17 protein-coding genes are annotated in these 17,254 nt (G+C 41.4%); 7 read left to right on the forward strand and 10 right to left on the reverse strand.

Going from position 1 to position 17,254, the window contains the following annotated elements; translation table 11 throughout:
- Nucleotides 1-108: 108 nt before the first annotated feature.
- Entirely contained in the window at nucleotides 109-801 is a 693-nt protein-coding gene (locus tag ACTJKN_RS26050) for a response regulator transcription factor (RefSeq protein WP_440828543.1), read from the reverse strand.
- Entirely contained in the window at nucleotides 788-2,242 is a 1,455-nt protein-coding gene (locus tag ACTJKN_RS26055) for a sensor histidine kinase (protein WP_440828544.1), read from the reverse strand. The genes ACTJKN_RS26050 and ACTJKN_RS26055 overlap by 14 nt, the downstream gene beginning before the upstream one ends.
- A 109-nt stretch (nucleotides 2,243-2,351) precedes the next feature.
- Between ACTJKN_RS26055 and ACTJKN_RS26060 the strand changes: the two genes are divergently transcribed.
- From ACTJKN_RS26060 to ACTJKN_RS26070, 3 genes are all read left to right on the forward strand, one after another.
- Complete coding sequence (locus ACTJKN_RS26060; protein ID WP_440828545.1) at nucleotides 2,352-4,736, forward strand: outer membrane beta-barrel protein; 2,385 nt, start codon at nucleotides 2,352-2,354, stop codon at nucleotides 4,734-4,736.
- Nucleotides 4,737-5,460: 724 nt separating this feature from the next.
- The gene (locus ACTJKN_RS26065; RefSeq protein ID WP_440828546.1) at nucleotides 5,461-5,997 is read left to right on the forward strand and encodes a hypothetical protein; all 537 of its coding nucleotides are present in this window, start codon (nucleotides 5,461-5,463) and stop codon (nucleotides 5,995-5,997) included.
- 214 nt (nucleotides 5,998-6,211) lie between these two features.
- Nucleotides 6,212-6,850 carry a hypothetical protein gene (locus ACTJKN_RS26070; protein ID WP_440828547.1) on the forward strand — a complete coding sequence of 213 codons (639 nt, stop codon included), beginning with the start codon at nucleotides 6,212-6,214 and terminating at the stop codon, nucleotides 6,848-6,850.
- 237 nt (nucleotides 6,851-7,087) lie between these two features.
- On the opposite strand, the gene ACTJKN_RS26075 is transcribed toward ACTJKN_RS26070, so the two are convergent.
- A complete protein-coding gene (locus ACTJKN_RS26075; RefSeq protein ID WP_440828548.1) occupies nucleotides 7,088-7,360 on the reverse strand; it encodes a hypothetical protein in 273 nt (90 codons plus the stop codon).
- Between the two features lie 282 nt (nucleotides 7,361-7,642).
- Here ACTJKN_RS26075 and ACTJKN_RS26080 point away from each other — a divergent pair, with 282 nt between their 5' ends.
- Nucleotides 7,643-8,155, forward strand: a complete 513-nt coding sequence (locus ACTJKN_RS26080) for an alpha-ketoglutarate-dependent dioxygenase AlkB (RefSeq protein WP_440828549.1) — start codon at nucleotides 7,643-7,645, stop codon at nucleotides 8,153-8,155.
- A gap of 31 nt (nucleotides 8,156-8,186) precedes the next feature.
- Nucleotides 8,187-8,666 (forward strand): hypothetical protein, encoded by a 480-nt coding sequence (locus ACTJKN_RS26085; RefSeq protein WP_440828550.1) that lies wholly within the window; start codon nucleotides 8,187-8,189, stop codon nucleotides 8,664-8,666.
- A gap of 201 nt (nucleotides 8,667-8,867) precedes the next feature.
- Here ACTJKN_RS26085 and ACTJKN_RS26090 read toward each other — a convergent pair whose 3' ends face one another.
- The 4 genes from ACTJKN_RS26090 to ACTJKN_RS26105 all read right to left on the reverse strand — a co-directional run bounded on the left by ACTJKN_RS26090 (nucleotide 8,868) and on the right by ACTJKN_RS26105 (nucleotide 12,263).
- Nucleotides 8,868-9,680: a helix-turn-helix domain-containing protein gene (locus ACTJKN_RS26090; RefSeq protein WP_440828551.1), complete on the reverse strand. Its 813-nt coding sequence runs from the start codon at nucleotides 9,678-9,680 to the stop codon at nucleotides 8,868-8,870.
- Nucleotides 9,681-10,652: an aldo/keto reductase gene (locus ACTJKN_RS26095; protein ID WP_440828552.1), complete on the reverse strand. Its 972-nt coding sequence runs from the start codon at nucleotides 10,650-10,652 to the stop codon at nucleotides 9,681-9,683. It lies immediately after the preceding gene.
- 162 nt (nucleotides 10,653-10,814) lie between these two features.
- Nucleotides 10,815-11,657, reverse strand: coding sequence for a helix-turn-helix domain-containing protein (locus tag ACTJKN_RS26100; protein ID WP_440828553.1), 843 nt, complete (start codon nucleotides 11,655-11,657; stop codon nucleotides 10,815-10,817).
- A 117-nt stretch (nucleotides 11,658-11,774) separates the two neighbouring features.
- Nucleotides 11,775-12,263: a hypothetical protein gene (locus ACTJKN_RS26105; protein ID WP_440828554.1), complete on the reverse strand. Its 489-nt coding sequence runs from the start codon at nucleotides 12,261-12,263 to the stop codon at nucleotides 11,775-11,777.
- A gap of 294 nt (nucleotides 12,264-12,557) precedes the next feature.
- Here ACTJKN_RS26105 and ACTJKN_RS26110 point away from each other — a divergent pair, with 294 nt between their 5' ends.
- On the forward strand, nucleotides 12,558-13,145 hold the full coding sequence (locus ACTJKN_RS26110; RefSeq protein WP_440828555.1) for a Crp/Fnr family transcriptional regulator: 588 nt from the start codon (nucleotides 12,558-12,560) through the stop codon (nucleotides 13,143-13,145).
- A gap of 90 nt (nucleotides 13,146-13,235) precedes the next feature.
- Entirely contained in the window at nucleotides 13,236-13,988 is a 753-nt protein-coding gene (locus tag ACTJKN_RS26115) for an SDR family NAD(P)-dependent oxidoreductase (protein WP_440828556.1), read from the forward strand.
- 200 nt (nucleotides 13,989-14,188) lie between these two features.
- Here the strand turns inward: ACTJKN_RS26115 and ACTJKN_RS26120 are convergent, their stop codons facing one another.
- The 3 genes from ACTJKN_RS26120 to ACTJKN_RS26130 form a co-directional block, all read right to left on the reverse strand.
- Nucleotides 14,189-14,662: a hypothetical protein gene (locus tag ACTJKN_RS26120; protein WP_440828557.1), complete on the reverse strand. Its 474-nt coding sequence runs from the start codon at nucleotides 14,660-14,662 to the stop codon at nucleotides 14,189-14,191.
- Between the two features lie 67 nt (nucleotides 14,663-14,729).
- On the reverse strand, nucleotides 14,730-15,914 hold the full coding sequence (locus ACTJKN_RS26125) for a chromate transporter (RefSeq protein WP_440828558.1): 1,185 nt from the start codon (nucleotides 15,912-15,914) through the stop codon (nucleotides 14,730-14,732).
- A 285-nt stretch (nucleotides 15,915-16,199) separates the two neighbouring features.
- Nucleotides 16,200-17,051: a chromate resistance protein ChrB domain-containing protein gene (locus ACTJKN_RS26130; protein WP_440828559.1), complete on the reverse strand. Its 852-nt coding sequence runs from the start codon at nucleotides 17,049-17,051 to the stop codon at nucleotides 16,200-16,202.
- Nucleotides 17,052-17,254: the final 203 nt, after the last annotated feature.

The following is a 17,254-nucleotide window of genomic DNA, read 5'->3' on the forward strand; positions in this document are numbered from 1 at the left end:
ACATCGCATATTATAATATGTTATTAACCTTATTTTTTTGTTATAAATTGATTTGCCTGGGTATAGTGAGACGCTACGACCAGAATGATAACTTTAATTAACACGTCATCAACAAATGAGCTTATACCCTACTCCACGCAAACTGATGATCTGTATTTCAGGTTCACTTTTTAAGAGTTTTCGCAGATGTGCCATAAACACATCCATACTGCGGCCATTGTAAAAACTGTCTTCTCCCCATATTTTGATCAGCGCATCCTCACGTTCCAAAATGTTATTGCGGTTTTTCAGTAATAATTCGAGCAGGATAGCTTCTTTATAAGAAAGTGAATATTCACCTATAGAAGTTTTTAGTTTTTGAGCTACAGGATCGAGTTCACAGTTCCTGAACCGGTATTTTCTATCGGTATCGTTTTCCCCGTTGTTCGCAGGGCCAAACCGCTTTAAAAGTGATTCCATCCGCACCAGCAGCTCATCAATACTAAAAGGCTTTTTAAGATAGTCGTTTCCACCGCTTTTAAATCCCATCACCACATCGTCGGTAAGGGCTTTTGCGCTCAAAAAGATGATCGGAATATTGGGATCTGATTTTCTAATTTCGGCCGCCAACGTATAACCATCCTTTTGAGGCATCATGATGTCGAGTATACAGATATCAGGCTTTTCTTCTTCAAATTGCGCCCAGGCAAGTGCGCCATTTAAAGCCAGGTTTACCTCGTAACCACTGCTGGTTAAGCCATCAAGTACGATGCGCGCCAAAAAAGGCTCATCTTCTGCATATAAAACCTTAGTTTTCTTCATACAATGGCAAAATGATCATAAAATTACTTCCTTTACCTATTTTACTCTGCAGCGCAACACGTCCGCCGTGGAGTTCTACCACCTGTTTTACATAATGAAGCCCCAGGCCGGATCCCTTCACATTGTGGATATTATCCTGACTAAAAATCCTGAAAAAGCGTTCGAAAACCTGCTGCTGATAGATTTCTTTAATCCCCGGACCGTTATCCTTAAAGCTAATGGTTAACTCATGATCAGCAATGCTGCAGGAGACCTCAATTTTGGAGTGCGCCGGCGAATATTTCAATGCATTATCAATAAGGTTATAACATACGTTAGCAATATGCATGGCTTCACCTTTGATAAAATAGGGCTCATCAGAAGGCACAAGTATAAGCTGCGTATTCTTCTCGCGTACCTGAATATCCATTGAAAAAATCACCTGTTTGAGTACGGATTGAATATCGAAGAGGGTAAATTGCAATTTTGTTTTTCCAAGGTCCATTTGTTCCTGCTTAAGCACCTTTTCGATCATCGCTTGCAAACGCTGTAATTCGTGACGGCTTATATTAATGTAATTCTGCAACTTTTCTGGCTCATCGATCAAATGATATTTACTGATCGATTCAAGGGCCACAGCAATCGTTGAGATTGGTGTTTGGAGTTCATGCGTCATGTTACTGGTAAAGCTCATTCTCGCCTGGGCATAAAGCTGTTGATTTTTCATCAGCCTGATGAGCAGGTAGAACGCGGCTGCTGTAAGCGCTAGCATAAGGAACGATGAAATGAGGTAATACCTCATCTGATAAATGATCAACCAGGTAATACTTGGCACCACTAGCTGATACTGTTTCTGAAACTTAAGGTTATAGGTATATTTCCCACTGATGAAAGAAGATGCATCTTTAGAAACCACTTTCCCTTTCACCAACTTCCCATCTGAATAGTTGTAAAGGGCATAGCTCCTATCGATAGCCACACCCAAGCCATCAAGCCGACGGTTTACCAAACTATCCATCTCCTTTAGGTCCCGCTGATCTTCCAGCGAAACTTCCCGTTGCGATTTGCCATCGATTACGGCTGTTGATTTGTTATCGGTCTGCTTTTTAGGATTGTTCGGGAACGACATTTTCATTTCTACCACCGAACTATCATTGGTAATTCCATAATGGAACCGGCTGCGCAGGTTATCCACTTTTAAATCATCAAAAGCATGCTTCAGCACCAGCCATTCTGGTGAGAGAAAAAACTGCTGAAAACGGATACTTTTCTCGTGCCCCTTCACGATAGTCTGATAGCTTATCTGCCTCGAAGCATCGCTAACAATAGATTCGAGTACTGCAACAACAGATTTCTTTTGCGCCAGATACAACTGCCGTATCCATGCACATTGCAGGCACAGGCTAATAATCAGTGTAATAACCGCCAGCGGAAGAACATATCTGGAGCGAAGCCATTTCATTCTCCTAAATTGAACAATTCATTTTATCAATGGAAGTCTGGGGTCAAGATTTAACCATATTTAACCGAGATTAACTCTGCTTAACATGCAAAGCATTTAGTTTTGAAACATGAAAAAGTTAACCCTACTCCTTATTTTCTGCTTCCCCTTGATCACTTTAGCGCAATTACGTAAAGGTTTGGTAACCGATAAAACCGGTGAACCGATTGACGGGGCAACTATTGGCTTGCGCCGTGGAGACTCGACCCTAGCCATTCAGACTTCAAAAAACGGATTGTTCAGCTTCCCGCAGCTTTTTAAAGGCAGTTACATGTTAAAGGTTAATGCTGTTGGATATAAAAATACGGTTCAGGCATTGAATCTTCCGATGGATTCGGTTGTGATCGTGATGATCGGTGACGATAGAACCCTGGAGCAGATAACGGTATCTGCTTCAAAACCACTTATTGTGAGAAAAATCGACAGGGTGATATTCAATGTCGAAAATAGCATTGTAGCAAGTGGTGCAACGGTTTGGGATGCATTGGGCAAAGCACCGGGCGTACAGACACGTTTTGACGGTGGGGTAACGGCGAATAACAAAGGTGTGGTGATTTACATGGATGATAAGCCCATCAGGTTATCGGGCGAAGATCTGGCTGCATATCTCCGGAGCCTTCCTTCGGATAATATTGCCAAAATAGAAATCATCGCCAATCCAACGGCCAGGTATGATGCCCAGGGCGGTGCAGTAATCAATATTATATCCAAAAAACCAAAAGGCGACGGCTTTAACATCGTACTTTCCAGCGGTTATACCCAATCAACCTATAGCAGCTATAACCCTAGTATGGTGTTCAATTATCGGAAAGACAAATTGAATGTATATGGCAGTTATGGCTACAGCAGACGTAAAAAGGACCATACAGAAAGTGAGTACATCATTTTCGATTCGCCAGGAAACTATGCCGACTGGAAGAATGATAAATCGGGAATACGTTCGGGAAAGGCCAATAGTTATAAAATCGGCGCAGACTACAACCTGACCGACAAACAGGTAATCGGGATTTTGGTAAATGGCTACAATGGTGTGAACAGCAGACCTAATAATACATTAACCACTATTGTTAACAACCACTCGGCAGTACCAGATTCTATTCTTCATACCCAAAACGTTTCTAATGGAAAAGCCTATCAATATAGTTTCAATGTCAACTACAAGATCAAACTGGATACCAATGGCCGGAATATTAATGTTGATTTAGATTATGTTACTTACCAGAACAAAAACAGCCAGCAGGTAGATACTTATGGCACATTGGCCAACGGCAATCTGCTTCCCGACAATTACCACATCTTTACCCCATCTGACCAGAATATCGATATCTATTCGGGAAAACTGGATTATTCGGATAAGTTATGGAAGAAATGGACGTTTGAATCGGGTGTAAAATATAGCAGTATCCGCACACGCAACAGTTTTGATTTTTATAATAATCCGGCAACCGGCCCTGAATTGGTACCTAACCGCAGCGACCGCTTTGAATATGCAGAAAACATATCGGCTATTTATGCCAGTATTAGCGGAGATGCCGGCAAATGGAGCTTTGAAGGCGGTCTACGTGGCGAATATACCCGGACAAACGGGAAATCGCTGGTATTAAATACCAACAACCGGAACCACTATTTTAAACTTTTCCCAACCCTTTTTGTAGCGTATAAAATGAATAAAGACAACGAAATAAAACTCGTTTACAATTCAAGGATCAACAGGCCTGAATACTGGAGGTTAAACCCTTTTAAATCTTATACCAGCCCTTACACTTACCTGGAAGGAAACCCTGCACTGCAACCTGCTTTTATTTACAATGGCGAACTGGGTTATACCTATAAACAGCAATATAACATTTCATTTTACCTACGCCGAGTGGTTGATTATTTTAGTAATATCTCGGTACAGGATAACACCTCAAAACTCTTTTATGATACCCAAAGGAACCTCGATTTAAGTCAGGAAATGGGTTTCTCGGCTTCCTTTCCTATTAAGGCAGCTACCTGGTGGGAAATCAACAATTATGCACAGGGCTCCTACCGCCAGGAAAAGTCGGGATATTTACAGGCCCGTTATGATTATCATGTTTGGGGTATTTACCTCAGCACCAATCATGCTTTTACATTGAACAAAACACAGGGATTGAAAGCGGAAATCAGTGCATGGTACTCTTCTCCTACCATACAGGGCATTTATAAACTTGCACAGCTTTATGATGTGAGCGCAGGTGTGAGCAAGAGTTTGTTAAAGGGCAAAGGTACTTTAAGGTTGGCTGTAAACGATATATTTTATGGAAATGCCTACCGTATTGATGTTGATTACGAGAATCAACATAATGGTTTTTATGAGAAGAACGATACACGCAGTGCTACTTTAAGCTTCTCGTACCGGTTGGGCGGTAATCCAACAGCTGCCAGGAAAAGAACCTCGGCCAGTGAGGAGGAAAAGAAACGTACGCAGTAAATTTTAACCACAGATGCATACAGATAAACACAGATTTTCATATCTGTGTGCATCCTTTTTATCTCCCGAAAATCGGGACAAGTCGTGGTTAAATTATTTTTGCTGCCTGGGTCATAGCGAGATGCTACAATCAGAATGGGGGATGCTATGTCGTTAAGTTAAGGGGATAAATCGCGAAAAGATGTTACCCTGAGCGTAGTCAAAGGGCATTTATTTGCGTTTCATCAATCTCAAGAAGTCTTCGACTACGCTACCATTAACAGAATCAAAAGAAAGGTCGTCATCTCGACCGAAGCAACGCGAAGTGGAGAGATCTTTGAACTATGTTACCGAAAAATTTAAAGATTTTGCTTCGCAAAGCCTTCGGGTTCTCCTCCAAAGGAGTTCCTCTGGAACATTACGCTACCGATGAAACCTGTGAAACAAGCAAGCATACCATCAGTAAATAAAAACAAATGCTTAAATCGGTAAGCTTCAGTCGAAATGACGATATTATCTCTCTTAAATCCGACTGTCATTTATATTGATTTTTCTAAAATAAATTATCCCTCAGGGTAACTACCTTAGTGCTTAACTTAAACATTGAGCGAGGGGCTAAAATCGCGCTTCAAATACGATTTACAATTTATTTACAAAATTTACATTTTTATTTACAATCAAAATCACTCCATCCAAAAAATATCAAACTAGATTCGCTGAATCAATTTGAAAGGATATAAAACATATGAAAAAAACCATTTATGTGCTGATCTTACCACTGGTTGTGGTAAGCGGATTAGTATTTGCCAATCGTGAAGTTAAGCCATCCCCAAAGCCCTTGTCTACCGCTGAGCGGAAAGCCCGAATGGTGAATGACAGAAAAAAATGGGAGGCCTCTCCTGATGGTATAAAGTTCAAAGAATGGGAGCTTTCTCCTGAAGGTAAAAAGGTACATGCCAGTCATGATAAAATAAGGAAGTACTTAAAGGATTTCAGCAATATGGAGGCTGTGGTCACCTCAGTTACTTTTCAGCGCGCAAATGCGAAATCAGGACCAAAATGGCTTATCGTCAGGATTGATGGCGAAGCATACATGATGCAATTCACGCTTAAGGAATTTCAGCAGTTTAATGACCTGAAAGTTAACGACAAAATAACAGTAAGAAGCCACAGCGCCGGCTATTCGCCCAATCACCCCTATTTGATTGTATCAGGTGATTATATTGAGCAGAATAATAAGGTACTCTTTAAACGTGACTTTAGTAAAAATAACGGTTGCTGACAAAAAGCTCGGTATTCTGCACTTTCCCGCTAAGATTAAAAGCGCATCGAAAGATGGGCTTTTTTTGTTTAGATCTATTTATAATTAGTTTGGCTTGGGTCTTAGCGAGACGCTAAGACTGGGGGCTCATCCGACATTTTTAGGCCTGTTTTTTGGGATTTGTTAAATACTCTGTATTTTCGGCCGACAATTTTCGCTCACCAAACATTTCTTTATGAAAACCAAATTTTTGCTCCAAGCCTTATTCCTGTTAATTATCAGTTCAAGCCTGTTCGCCCAAAAGCCCATTACCCCTGATGTTGACAGACTTAAACTGCATTTGAGCGATTATAAGGACTTTGATGCGCGTATTAAAGAGCTGCAGTATTTAGGTTACACCAAGATAGACTGGCCGATTGCTAAAAGTGATGACTGGTTGCAGAATACCACATATGAGTTAACCCGCGATACGATCCAGACCGTACTGGAAATCATCCATGGGAAAAACAAAGAAGTGTTTAAGGTAAACATGTACCAGGGATCTTCGCCGAAGAAATGGGCAACATTGACCGCTGCAAGGAAAATAGAGACTGTCGACCTCATTTTCTTTAATGTCTGGAGAATGATCAACAAACAATTTGAAGCAACCCAAAAACACCAGCGCATAGTTTTCGGAACTTACAAGGTAACAGATTACGATATTCCCGAAACCTTTCTAAAGGGGCTGGATGAAGGAAAGTTAGGCTATTTCTGCTACTGGGGTCCATTTATGAAACAGCCTATCGAGCTGCACAATCATAACGCCAGGCTGGTCAAAGTAACCGTTTCTGATCCGGAAGCAGCAACGGCATATTACAAGGCGACAAAAAAATAAATCCAGCATCGGCTGGCCTAACTATGGCCTGATCAACGCTAGCGCATCGAAAGATGGGCTTTTTTTTAAAATTGATTTTGCTTGGCTCTTAGCTAGACACTACGACCAAAATTAGCAAACCTTAGTTAGTTCAATTATTTTATAAATGCATAAGCCATCCAGGCTATGACCGTAGATAAGTAATGCCCTTAAGGTCAGCAGCTCAATCCTGCGCTATACTAAAAGAATCGGAGACGGCTATTCGTCAGGCAATATTAATTCTACTAGCTGACCTTTAACAAAATCACCAGCTTGCATCGGTTTTATGGGCCTAAATACGAATACATCTAAACGTGGTTCACCATTATTGTCAAGCATTCTTGGCATTTCAACATAGTTATAAATAGGTATACCACCGAATACTGCATCTTTAATTTCAAAATCTAACTTGCTATCTAATAGCTGAGCAAAGATAAATTGGCCGCGGTTATGATGATAAGATACGTATATAATTGCAAAGGTTAACATCATATTAAGTTGATTCCCGCTACAAAATAGTAAAAATTATCCCATAATCTAGCGCAAGTCTTGGCGCCGTGGCCTCAAAAAAGGCCAGACTTGTGCTTTCGTTGTGGATTATTTTTACTTATGCCGAATGGCTTAGCTTAATGACATTGAGAGCAGGCATGCCGCTTGCAAAAATTCTTCATATCGTCTAAGCAAAGGCTTGACTTGCTTTTTATTATCAAATACATTAATTTAAACCTTGCTACACCTAAATGTATTTAATAAACAATATATTTAGACTTATAAATGGACGGCATAACCTATATTGAAAATTTTATCGACAATCCCAGCCGATTACTTAACCTTTTAATATCAACGGTTAAATGGGATGAACGAATGACTGCCCGCAAAACTGCGAGTTTTGGTAAGGCTTATAATTATTCTCAAATCGAATATCCTTATCAAGAGTTTTTACCAGAACTTGAGGTCATCAATAAAAAACTGAAAACGGTAATTGGTTTCGAACCTAACAACTGTTTGATTAATTATTATTTAGACGGCAAATCTAAAATGGGCTACCATTCAGATCAAACCGACATCTTAGCTACTGGTACCGGCATTGCGATTGTTTCTGTCGGAGAAACAAGAACTTTAAAATTCAGGAACATCGAAAATCCAGATTTGTTTATAAATTATGAACTAACATCAGGTAGCTTGGTATATATGACACAAGAAATTCAAGTCCTCTGGCAGCATTCAATACCCAAATCAGACACCAAAAATGGCAGGATCAGCTTAACTTTCAGACAAATATTCTAAAAAAGAGAATTGACAAGAAATCTAAATTAGCATGCTTAAACTGTACAAATTAATAAATAATCAGCTTCATTATTGGGAGACTTCGGATGACGAAAAAACAGCAACAATACATTTGGGTATTGTTGGAGAACCTGGCGAGCAAAATAAAGTTACAGGTGGGCTTTTTTCAAATTTCCGCAAGAAAGTACAAAAGGAAATTGATGCTAAACTGAAAGAAGGTTATGCCGAATTTGATGATGATAAAATGGCTTTCCTGGAAGTTGAATATTTTATCGACGGCTTCGGTACAGATGAAGACCTTGATAAACGCCATAGACTTGAAAACCACTTAGACGAACTTTTAGGTTCAACTGGGCTTGGCTATGCTGATGGTGGTAGTATTGGAAGCGGAACAATGGAAGCCGGTTGTATAGTTGTGGACTTTGACATCGCAAAAAAAGTAATCGAAGAAAATTTGAAAAACACAGAATTTGGAGACTATTCGCGAATATTTAAAATGGGTGACGAATAGTAGTGACCATATTAAGACATACACCTACTAACGCTACGCTGAGCAAAGCAGAAGTGAATAACACATGTTTTTCATTTTCAATTATAGAAAGGTCTTCGACAAGCTCAGACTGACAACGGCATAATACTTAACTTAGTGAAATTAGTCTCAGTGCCCCAGCCCAAAACAACAACCAGAATATCCTTTCCTTAAATCCGCACCTTACGCATTTACCGCAGTAGGTGCCATACCAAACTTCTTTTTAAAAGCATGTGAGAAATGCGACAGGCTTTCGAAGCCCAGGTCGAGATAAATGGCAGAAGGTTTCTGGTGTTTGCTTTCGATCAGGTGTTTGGCTTCTGTTAGGCGTTTATCCTGCAGCCAATGGCGGGGTGGCGCACCAAATGTTTTCAGGAAATCGCGTTTAAAACCGGCCAGACTGCGCCCAGTAAGCTGCGCGAATTTTTCGATGGGCACATTAAAATGAAAATTGCTCAACATAAACTTTTCCAGGTCTATTTTATGGGGTTCTGAAAAGTCGAATAAAAAGTTACGCAGTGCCGGTAGGGCAAGTAATAGTAATTTAATCCCTTCTTTCACTTTCAAAATGCCCATTTCATTGGTCATGGTGGCACCCGAGCTTCGGGCATAGGGAACAATAGACTGGAAATATCCTTTGAGGAATTCGTTGGATGGAATCAGGACATTTGGCGGACCAATGTATTTATGGTCTGCGGTTAACTTTTCTTCCAATACGATCTTGCGCAAAAGCTCTTCCTGAAGGGATATGACGATGGTTTCATAGTTTCCTCCCGGTAGCGGTGTTTTGGTGAGCGTACCCAACTGGTTTTTGCCAATCAACAGCAGTTCTCCTCCGGTCATTGATATACTTTGCCCAGCGGTTTCTAAAGTGAACTGCCCTGAAACCTGCAATACCAGGGTATGGTGGTTCCAGAAACACACTTTCTCTTTCCGCTGGGCAGAGAGGTAAGAATAAAAGATCAGGCCTGGGAGGATTTCTGCTGGATTGGTCATTTAACGTTGTAAATAAGTACCGCCACGTATGGCACCTACTGCAAAAGTAGTATTTAAAGTGTTCATTTCTTGCGGTGTAAATACAATATCAAGCGCTTTAATATTTTCGGGCAAGCGCGATCTGCGGCTCATGCTTACTAAAGGCATAATATGATCGCCTTGCTCCTTTACCCAGGCAATAGCAAGCTGCGTTGGAGTACAGCCTTTGTTTTGCGCCAATTGTTTCAATACTTCAACTTTTTCGAGGTTATGAACCAGGTTTTCACCCTGGAAACGGGAGAAATGGTTATGGTAATCATTTTCTCCAAGTGGCGCTTTCATGTCGCCGGTTAATAAACCCTCTGCGGTGTTGGCGAAGGCCACTACGGCAATGCCCAATTCTTTTGCTGCAGGCAGCAGTTCGTTTTCGATCTGACGATCGGCCAGCGAATAGCCAATTTCCAGCGCACTTATGGGGTGGGTTTCATTTGCCTGACGGAGCTGATCAGCCGTAATTTCAGACACTCCAATGTGACGTACTTTACCTTCTTTAATCAGGTCGGCAACCGTTCCGATGATATCTGCTACCGGCACGCTGTCGTCCATTCGGCAAGGCTGGTAGAGGTCGATGGTTTCGATGCCTAAACGCGTTAGCGAGTAATTGATAAAGTTTTTGATCGCAATGGGCCGCAGGTCTAATCCGAGCCATTGGCCGTTGTGAAAGATGGCACCGAATTTTACGCTGATAAAAGCATCATCTCGCCTGCCTTTAATCGCTTTGCCAATTAACATTTCGTTATGACCGGCGCCGTAAAAGTCGCCTGTGTTTAAAAAATTAATGCCATTATCTAATGCTTCCTGAATGGTAGCAATACTTTCTGTTTCGCTGGGTGTTGCACTACCCCATACAGAAGACATGCGCATACAACCTAAACCAAGTTTAGATACGAATGGGCCATTTTGACCCAACTGAATTTTTGTGATGTTGTTCATGAAACAAAGATCAACATTCGGAACACCCAAGGCTTTCTTCTACGGCTCAAATATTTTGCCTGTACGGCTCAGCTGCAGGATTTAGTTATATATTATCCGGACGCCTTAATTGGTGATACATATTGATATGTCAGCCGTAATTTTTACGGATAGCTACCGCTTCTAACGTTCCCGAAAATCACTAGGTGTACACTTATACCTATCGCGAAAGCTTTTGGTAAAATTGGCCAAATCATTATAGCCACAATTAAAAGCAATGTCTTTAATCCTTTCGTTTGAAATTAACAGCATTTCGGCAGCTTTTTCGAGCCTTTTGGTTTTGATATAATTGGCCGGTGTATCGTTGTAATGTCTGGCAAATTCGCGTTTAAAAGACGATAAACTCAAATTATTCAATTGTGCCAGGGCTTCGATACTGAGCTGTTCAAACAGGTTGGCCTCAATAATTTGCTTAAAGGTATAGGTAGTAGGCGAAAAAAGCTGTGCAAATATGGTCTGTATGGCCCTGGCATTAGCAGTTTGGGCCAGCAACAGGATAATTTCTTTTAACTTTAAAACCAGCATATCTTCGTTAACCAGCGCCGGATGCTGAAAATAAAACAGCAAACCTTCGATATATTTTTCGATTAAAAAACTGTTGTTTAAAACTTCAATACTTTTGTTCGAAACCATCCGATCGGGTGCCTGAAGTATAACCGGCATCTCCCGGTCGTAGATCCGCTTTAAAATATCGGGATGAAAATTAACGACCATAATTTCGTTAATCCCCTCTTCATTTAAGTTACTGATGGTTTTGCTGCCCTGAATGCAATTTAAAAACAAGGCATGTTTATGCGGAATATTTACCCGGTCTTCGTCGCGGTGATATTGCATTTCACCCTGTAACATGTACAAAAAGCAGGCATTATCGGTAATGGGAAAATCGAAGGTAAAAGGCGCCTTTATCCTGATGTTCTGGATAGTGGATTTACCAAACAAATCGTATTTTTTATGGTCAATGATCATGTTAAAAAACCTTCAGCTATAAAAATAGAAAAACTAATGCATGGTTTGGCTTTTCTGCGTCCATACATTAGTCTATCCGGTATAAAAAGATCCTTTATCCCAAAATCGCATTTTGGTTTACCGTATTCTAAGCGCGTTACGTTGTTTAATGTACTGGTAAATGGCACCGGCAACAAATGCGATTAAGAGCACGAGCAAGGTTTGGGCAATTATAGGATCGGTAGGATTTTTAGCCAGTGGATGCCCCAGCGGAACCCGGGTAAAGGTTTCGTTAACGGTGGGAATGAGCGACAGAAAGAAGCTGAAAGAGAGTAAAAAATTCTCTATATAGCGGGCCTTATTATTGGTACTTCGCTTTACCGAAAGCCAAAAAGCCACCACCACTAAAATAAAAATGAATACCGAAAAAATATGCCCGGCATTAAAGCCTCCATGTTTGGAGATTCCTAATGCAGTTAAAGCCGTAACAGCAGTAGTATAAAAGTATATTTTCCCACTAAGCTGCGTTAAATCAATTTTGCCAAAGCGTATAAATGAAATGATTGCCGCTCCAATGGCAACGATACCAATGATGGTATGAAAAATTCCTAAACCTGATAGTCCCATAGTCTTTTTTGTTGTTATGTAATTGTTGTTTACAAAAGTGGCTATAGTAAGGTCAAGGCATTTTGCATATTCGTTCAATTAATTGGCAATCTCGTTCAAAAATGATCAGGTGTGCTGCTTCCAGCCTAATTAATGGACGGGGTTGTAATTTTCGTTATGCAGGCAGGCATTATTCGACGATTGGATGAAAGTACCTTTTCCTGCAACTGAGCAGAACAGGTTTGAATAATTAAAAAGGCTGCATAAAATAGGCTGAAAGTTTTATTTTTGAAGATTCTCCTTAAGAAACTAAAGATGGATAATTTTCAAGCGCTGTTCGATTACGTTCAAAAACTTTCTGGCAAAACGCTTTCAGCGGAAGAAAAGCAAATATTTATCGCACATTTCAAACCCAAAAAAATCCGTAAGCGACAGTACTTTTTACAGGAAGGGGATGTATGTAAATATACCGGTTTCATTGTAAAAGGGGCTGCCAAGACGTTTACGGTGGATGAAAAAGGACATGAACATATACTAAAATTAAGTATTGAAAACTGGTGGTTAGCCGATTTTGAAAGTTTTTACAAGCTGACACCAAGCCGCTTTAATATAGAAGCGCTGGAAGATATGGAGATCTTACAAATCACCCATAACCTGGTAGAAGAATTCATAAAGCCTATTCCTGCCTTTTCAGCGATGCAGAACGTGCTGAGTCAAAACAACACCATAGCTACCCAAAAAAGAATGCAGTCTTCCATCAGTCAAACTGGCGAAGAACGGTTTCAAGAACTCGTTAACGATTATCCTCACTTTATACAGCGGTTCCCGCAAAATTTAATTGCTTCCTACCTGGGTTTAACACCAGAAACCTTAAGCCGGATCAGGAAGAACGCCTTAAAATAGCTTGATCTTTATCAAGCCTATTTAATGACTTTTGATAAGATTCAGCTCGTTGCAGAGGTGCATCTTTGAATCAACATTAAATAGTAAATCATGAGTAAATTAAAAAACAAAGTAGCCGTAGTTACGGGCGGGAATAGCGGTATTGGATTTGGTATTGCTGAAGCATTTAAAAGTGAAGGCGCTGCCGGAGCTATTGTAGGTAGGAATCACCTAACTTTAGAACTTGCTGCGGCTCAACTGGGCAATGATTTTATAGCCATCAATGCGGATGTAACTAACCTTGCCGATTTAGAGCGGGTTTTTAAAGATACAGCCGAAAAATTCGGCAAAATAGATGTACTGGTAGCCAACGCAGGTGCAGGAACAACCGGAACAGTGGCAGATGTGAGCGAAGCGGATTATAACAAAACCATGGACCTTAACCTGAAAAGCGTTTATTTCACAGTACAAAAAGCCTTACCATATATGAATGATGGTGGGTCTATAATTCTTATCGGGTCAAATGCCGCACATCGGGCATACCCCTCATTCGGGCTTTACGGTGCTGCAAAAGCTGCAGTGATCTTTTTGGCGAAAAGCTTTTCGAACGACTTGTTAGCCAGAAAGATCAGGGTAAATGTAATCACACCGGGTACTACAGATACACCTGCATTTGATAAGTTCGTTCCTGCAGAACACATTGATGCCGTGAAAACACAATTTGCAAGTGCAATGCCGATAGGCAGGATCGGGCAACCCTCAGACATTGGTAAAACAGCGGTTTTCCTTGCTTCTGAAGAATCTTCGTTTTTGCTTGGCACCGAAATCCTTGTTGATGGTGGCATGACCTACTTAGCCCAGTAATTTCTTATTCACTGGTATGTGTGCAAATGCATACCAGTGATTACCAGATGTTAAGGAATCGACAATAAATGGAGGATGGTGTTCATCTGGCTTTCCTTTCATAACCACAAAAGCTCATCGAAAGATGGACTTTTGTGGTTTATAGCTATCTATAATCAGTTTGAACCGGTATTAGCGAGATGCTAAAACTAGAAGAGTGATCAGAAACCAACCCCAAGCTGGATCCCCGCCCCCAGAGATGCAGGCTGATCGTTCCCAAACCTCACCGGAACGGGAACTGCTGCATAGAAACTGACACTTTTACCCTTTAAAAGTACCTGATTTAAAACAGGTGTAAAACCAAACCTGCCGCTGGTTTCAAATGCTGCCCTGCCGATAAAAGTAAAGCCGTGTTTGAAACGGAACATCGCGCCAGGGTGAAAAAGAACAGCATTTACCTTCGAAATGCCATGCTCGGTCCTGATTGAAGGTACCAGCTCAAAGCTGACTCCGAAACGGTCATTTTTCAGGATATTGATCCCGAAAGGAAAACCAATGGTATATACACTTGAGAAATTATCGGTAAAACCGTTCTTGTTCCAACTGCCTATAGGATTTAGTATCGCAAAATAGCCTGTTACTTTTGGGTAAGATGGGGGCTGTTGGGCACCTGCGGAAAATATTCCTGCCGCCATGAGGCAAATCGTTAGTATGACTGTTCTGATAATTGAAAAGGGGGTTCTTGTTAACATTTTAAATGATTTATATAAATTTGATGAGTAAACCGATAATCGCAGCAGCACCAATAAGGTATGGCTCCTGAAGTTTTTTGATGTAAATAAGCGCAAGTACTGCTGCTATCGCAATAAGCGCCGTTGGAATATCTTTAATGGAACGTAATCCGATCACAATCACCGATCCCACTAGCGCGCCAATAACTGCTGCCGTAATTCCATCAACAAATGCCTTGATGCTGGTATTCCTGGCGATCTTCTTAAACGATGGGGCCAGGGCAACCGTAAAAATATAACAGGGAAGAAAAGTTGCAAGGGCTGCTACACAGGCTCCCGGAAAACCTGCTACCAGGTAGCCGATAAAACCAACTGTAATCACTACCGGCCCGGGGGTAATCATGGCCACCGCAACCGAATCTACAAACTGGTGTTCGGTTAGCCAGCCGAATTCTTTCACCACTCCGCCATGTAGGAAAGGCACAATAGCGAGTCCGCTGCCGAAAACAAAAGCACCCGCTTTGGCAAAGAACCAGCCGATTTCCTGAAGGGTTTTGCTGTCATAGTTCCAGAATCCTGTACTGATCAGAATGCCGGCAGGTAACGTTGTCGGTTTTTTGATCCATTGCGGCGGAGCTTTGATCAGCATATACAGTATGCCACAACCCAGAAAAAGCAATACCTCTTCTCTTTCGGTAATTACCGTAATGATGATCCCAATGACGTAAAAAAGCCATAACAGCCATTTGGATTTCATGGCCGCAAGCTCAAACTTACTGATGGACTTGATGGTGAGTTTATAGGCGCTCATGGCTATAATACCGATTACCGCAGCACCAACCCCGTAAAAAACGGCCTGCATCCAGGTTAAGCCTCCGTATAACTGGTAAGCCATACCCAATAACACCACCATAATAAAAGATGGCAATACAAAAGCCAGCCCGGTAAGGGTAGCCCCTAACAATCCGTAATGCACAAAGCCAATATAGATCCCCAGTTGTGCCGCTAAAGGCCCGGGGGCCAGTTGTGCCAATGCAAGCCCCTCTTTATACTCTTCTTCACTAAGCCAGCCTTTTTGCTCTACCAAATCCCTTTGCATGTAACCAACCAATGCCACCGGCCCTCCGAATCCCCAGGTGCCGAGTTTGAGAAAATATTTGGCAATCTCTGCCAGACTATAAGCTGGTCTTTCCTTTATTATTGGTTGCTTTTCCATCTGTGTTTTTCTGTTTGTACCTATTTCTCCCAGCTGTACAGGGCATCATAAAGCACCATTCCCTGTGCAGGCATTCATAATCATTATTGAAATTGTAAGATAGCCCTGTATTTACGGGCAAGGGAATAGCGCTCGCTTTTCGATGAGTAAGAACATCACTGTTCCCAGTAATGTTCCGTCCTGAATCAGCTGCATGCGGGATATATGATGATCTTCCATGATTCTATATGTACTTGACAACACAATATTAGACAATGGAAAACCCCAAAAATTGTATGGATTTGACTATTTTGTATCCTTTTTACCTTTAAGCAAATTTTTTCGGAACGCGGATGGATTTTCGCCAGTCTGCTTCTTAAAAATCCGGTTAAAGTGGCTCTGATCGGAAAACCCGGTCAGGTAGGCAATTTCGGTAAGGCTATAAGAAGGCGTCTGCATCAGGGCGACTGCTTTTTCAATGCGCATTTTACGGATGTAGTCGCCAAAAGAAAGGTTATCAAAATACCGGGAAAATTCCCTGGAGAGATAGGCCGGATTGATTTCCAACTCATCTGATACCTGCTGCAGGCTCATGCTCATATTGGTATCCATCTGGTCCTGAATCATTTCTTTGAGCTCCCTGGTCCATTCGGGGGCTTTTTTAGAACTGGATTTCAGGTATCGGTTGTAAACATCAAGTAAAAGATGCTCAACAGGCGACTGGGTATGTTTTTGGTCATGCAGGTGTTTTGCCCAGGTGTAAAGGCCGTCATATACCTTTATCCCAAGTTCGAGCAGCTCCTGATCATCGGTGATGTTACGGGAAAGACCGAGAAAAATGGCAGAGAGACCGGCCGCCTGTGGCGCAAAATCTAGCCTATCGGTATCTGCTCCGCGGATAATTGCGGCCATACGGTCGAGGGCTACATCTTTTAACCCATGCTTTTTTAAAAAATAATCAAAGGTACATTGGTCATTATAATGGCTATATTCTACACCTGGTAGATCAAAGGGAATCGCTCCAAGTTCGCTTGCGGTAATGATTACTTTTTCAAACGGCACATAGATAATCTCTGCTTCAGGGTCTATAAACCTTTTGATCAGCCATGGGCAGGCAATGCGGTCTATTTTTGGTCTTTCTCTTGTGATCCACTTCATGTCTGGAACGATATGGGTATGCTTGCAAAGTTAATTGGTAGTAACCAGAATATCTGTTCATTATTTCATGAATGCCAATAATTATTTGTCTGAAGTTTGGCAACTGTGGGATCTACAAATTAGCTTTTCTTACAGGCTTGCTTTTTCATAATGGCCGTACTGTGGTTGCACTAAACCAGGCCTTGAAGCTATTTCGCTGGGAC

The organism is Pedobacter sp. 22163 (assembly GCF_052045595.1).
Lineage (GTDB): Bacteria > Bacteroidota > Bacteroidia > Sphingobacteriales > Sphingobacteriaceae > Pedobacter.

Coding starts and splice junctions, on each gene's coding strand:
- ACTJKN_RS26095 (WP_440828552.1), bottom strand. CDS start 10,652: ATGAACAACATCACAAAAATTCAGTTGGGTCAAAATGGCCCATTCGTA.
- ACTJKN_RS26075 (WP_440828548.1), bottom strand. CDS start 7,360: ATGATGTTAACCTTTGCAATTATATACGTATCTTATCATCATAACCGC.
- ACTJKN_RS26100 (WP_440828553.1), bottom strand. CDS start 11,657: ATGATCATTGACCATAAAAAATACGATTTGTTTGGTAAATCCACTATC.
- ACTJKN_RS26110 (WP_440828555.1), top strand. CDS start 12,558: ATGGATAATTTTCAAGCGCTGTTCGATTACGTTCAAAAACTTTCTGGC.
- ACTJKN_RS26080 (WP_440828549.1), top strand. CDS start 7,643: ATGGACGGCATAACCTATATTGAAAATTTTATCGACAATCCCAGCCGA.
- ACTJKN_RS26130 (WP_440828559.1), bottom strand. CDS start 17,051: ATGAAGTGGATCACAAGAGAAAGACCAAAAATAGACCGCATTGCCTGC.
- ACTJKN_RS26125 (WP_440828558.1), bottom strand. CDS start 15,914: ATGGAAAAGCAACCAATAATAAAGGAAAGACCAGCTTATAGTCTGGCA.
- ACTJKN_RS26105 (WP_440828554.1), bottom strand. CDS start 12,263: ATGGGACTATCAGGTTTAGGAATTTTTCATACCATCATTGGTATCGTT.
- ACTJKN_RS26115 (WP_440828556.1), top strand. CDS start 13,236: ATGAGTAAATTAAAAAACAAAGTAGCCGTAGTTACGGGCGGGAATAGC.
- ACTJKN_RS26060 (WP_440828545.1), top strand. CDS start 2,352: ATGAAAAAGTTAACCCTACTCCTTATTTTCTGCTTCCCCTTGATCACT.
- ACTJKN_RS26065 (WP_440828546.1), top strand. CDS start 5,461: ATGAAAAAAACCATTTATGTGCTGATCTTACCACTGGTTGTGGTAAGC.
- ACTJKN_RS26055 (WP_440828544.1), bottom strand. CDS start 2,242: ATGAAATGGCTTCGCTCCAGATATGTTCTTCCGCTGGCGGTTATTACA.
- ACTJKN_RS26070 (WP_440828547.1), top strand. CDS start 6,212: ATGAAAACCAAATTTTTGCTCCAAGCCTTATTCCTGTTAATTATCAGT.
- ACTJKN_RS26090 (WP_440828551.1), bottom strand. CDS start 9,680: ATGACCAATCCAGCAGAAATCCTCCCAGGCCTGATCTTTTATTCTTAC.
- ACTJKN_RS26050 (WP_440828543.1), bottom strand. CDS start 801: ATGAAGAAAACTAAGGTTTTATATGCAGAAGATGAGCCTTTTTTGGCG.
- ACTJKN_RS26085 (WP_440828550.1), top strand. CDS start 8,187: ATGCTTAAACTGTACAAATTAATAAATAATCAGCTTCATTATTGGGAG.
- ACTJKN_RS26120 (WP_440828557.1), bottom strand. CDS start 14,662: ATGGCGGCAGGAATATTTTCCGCAGGTGCCCAACAGCCCCCATCTTAC.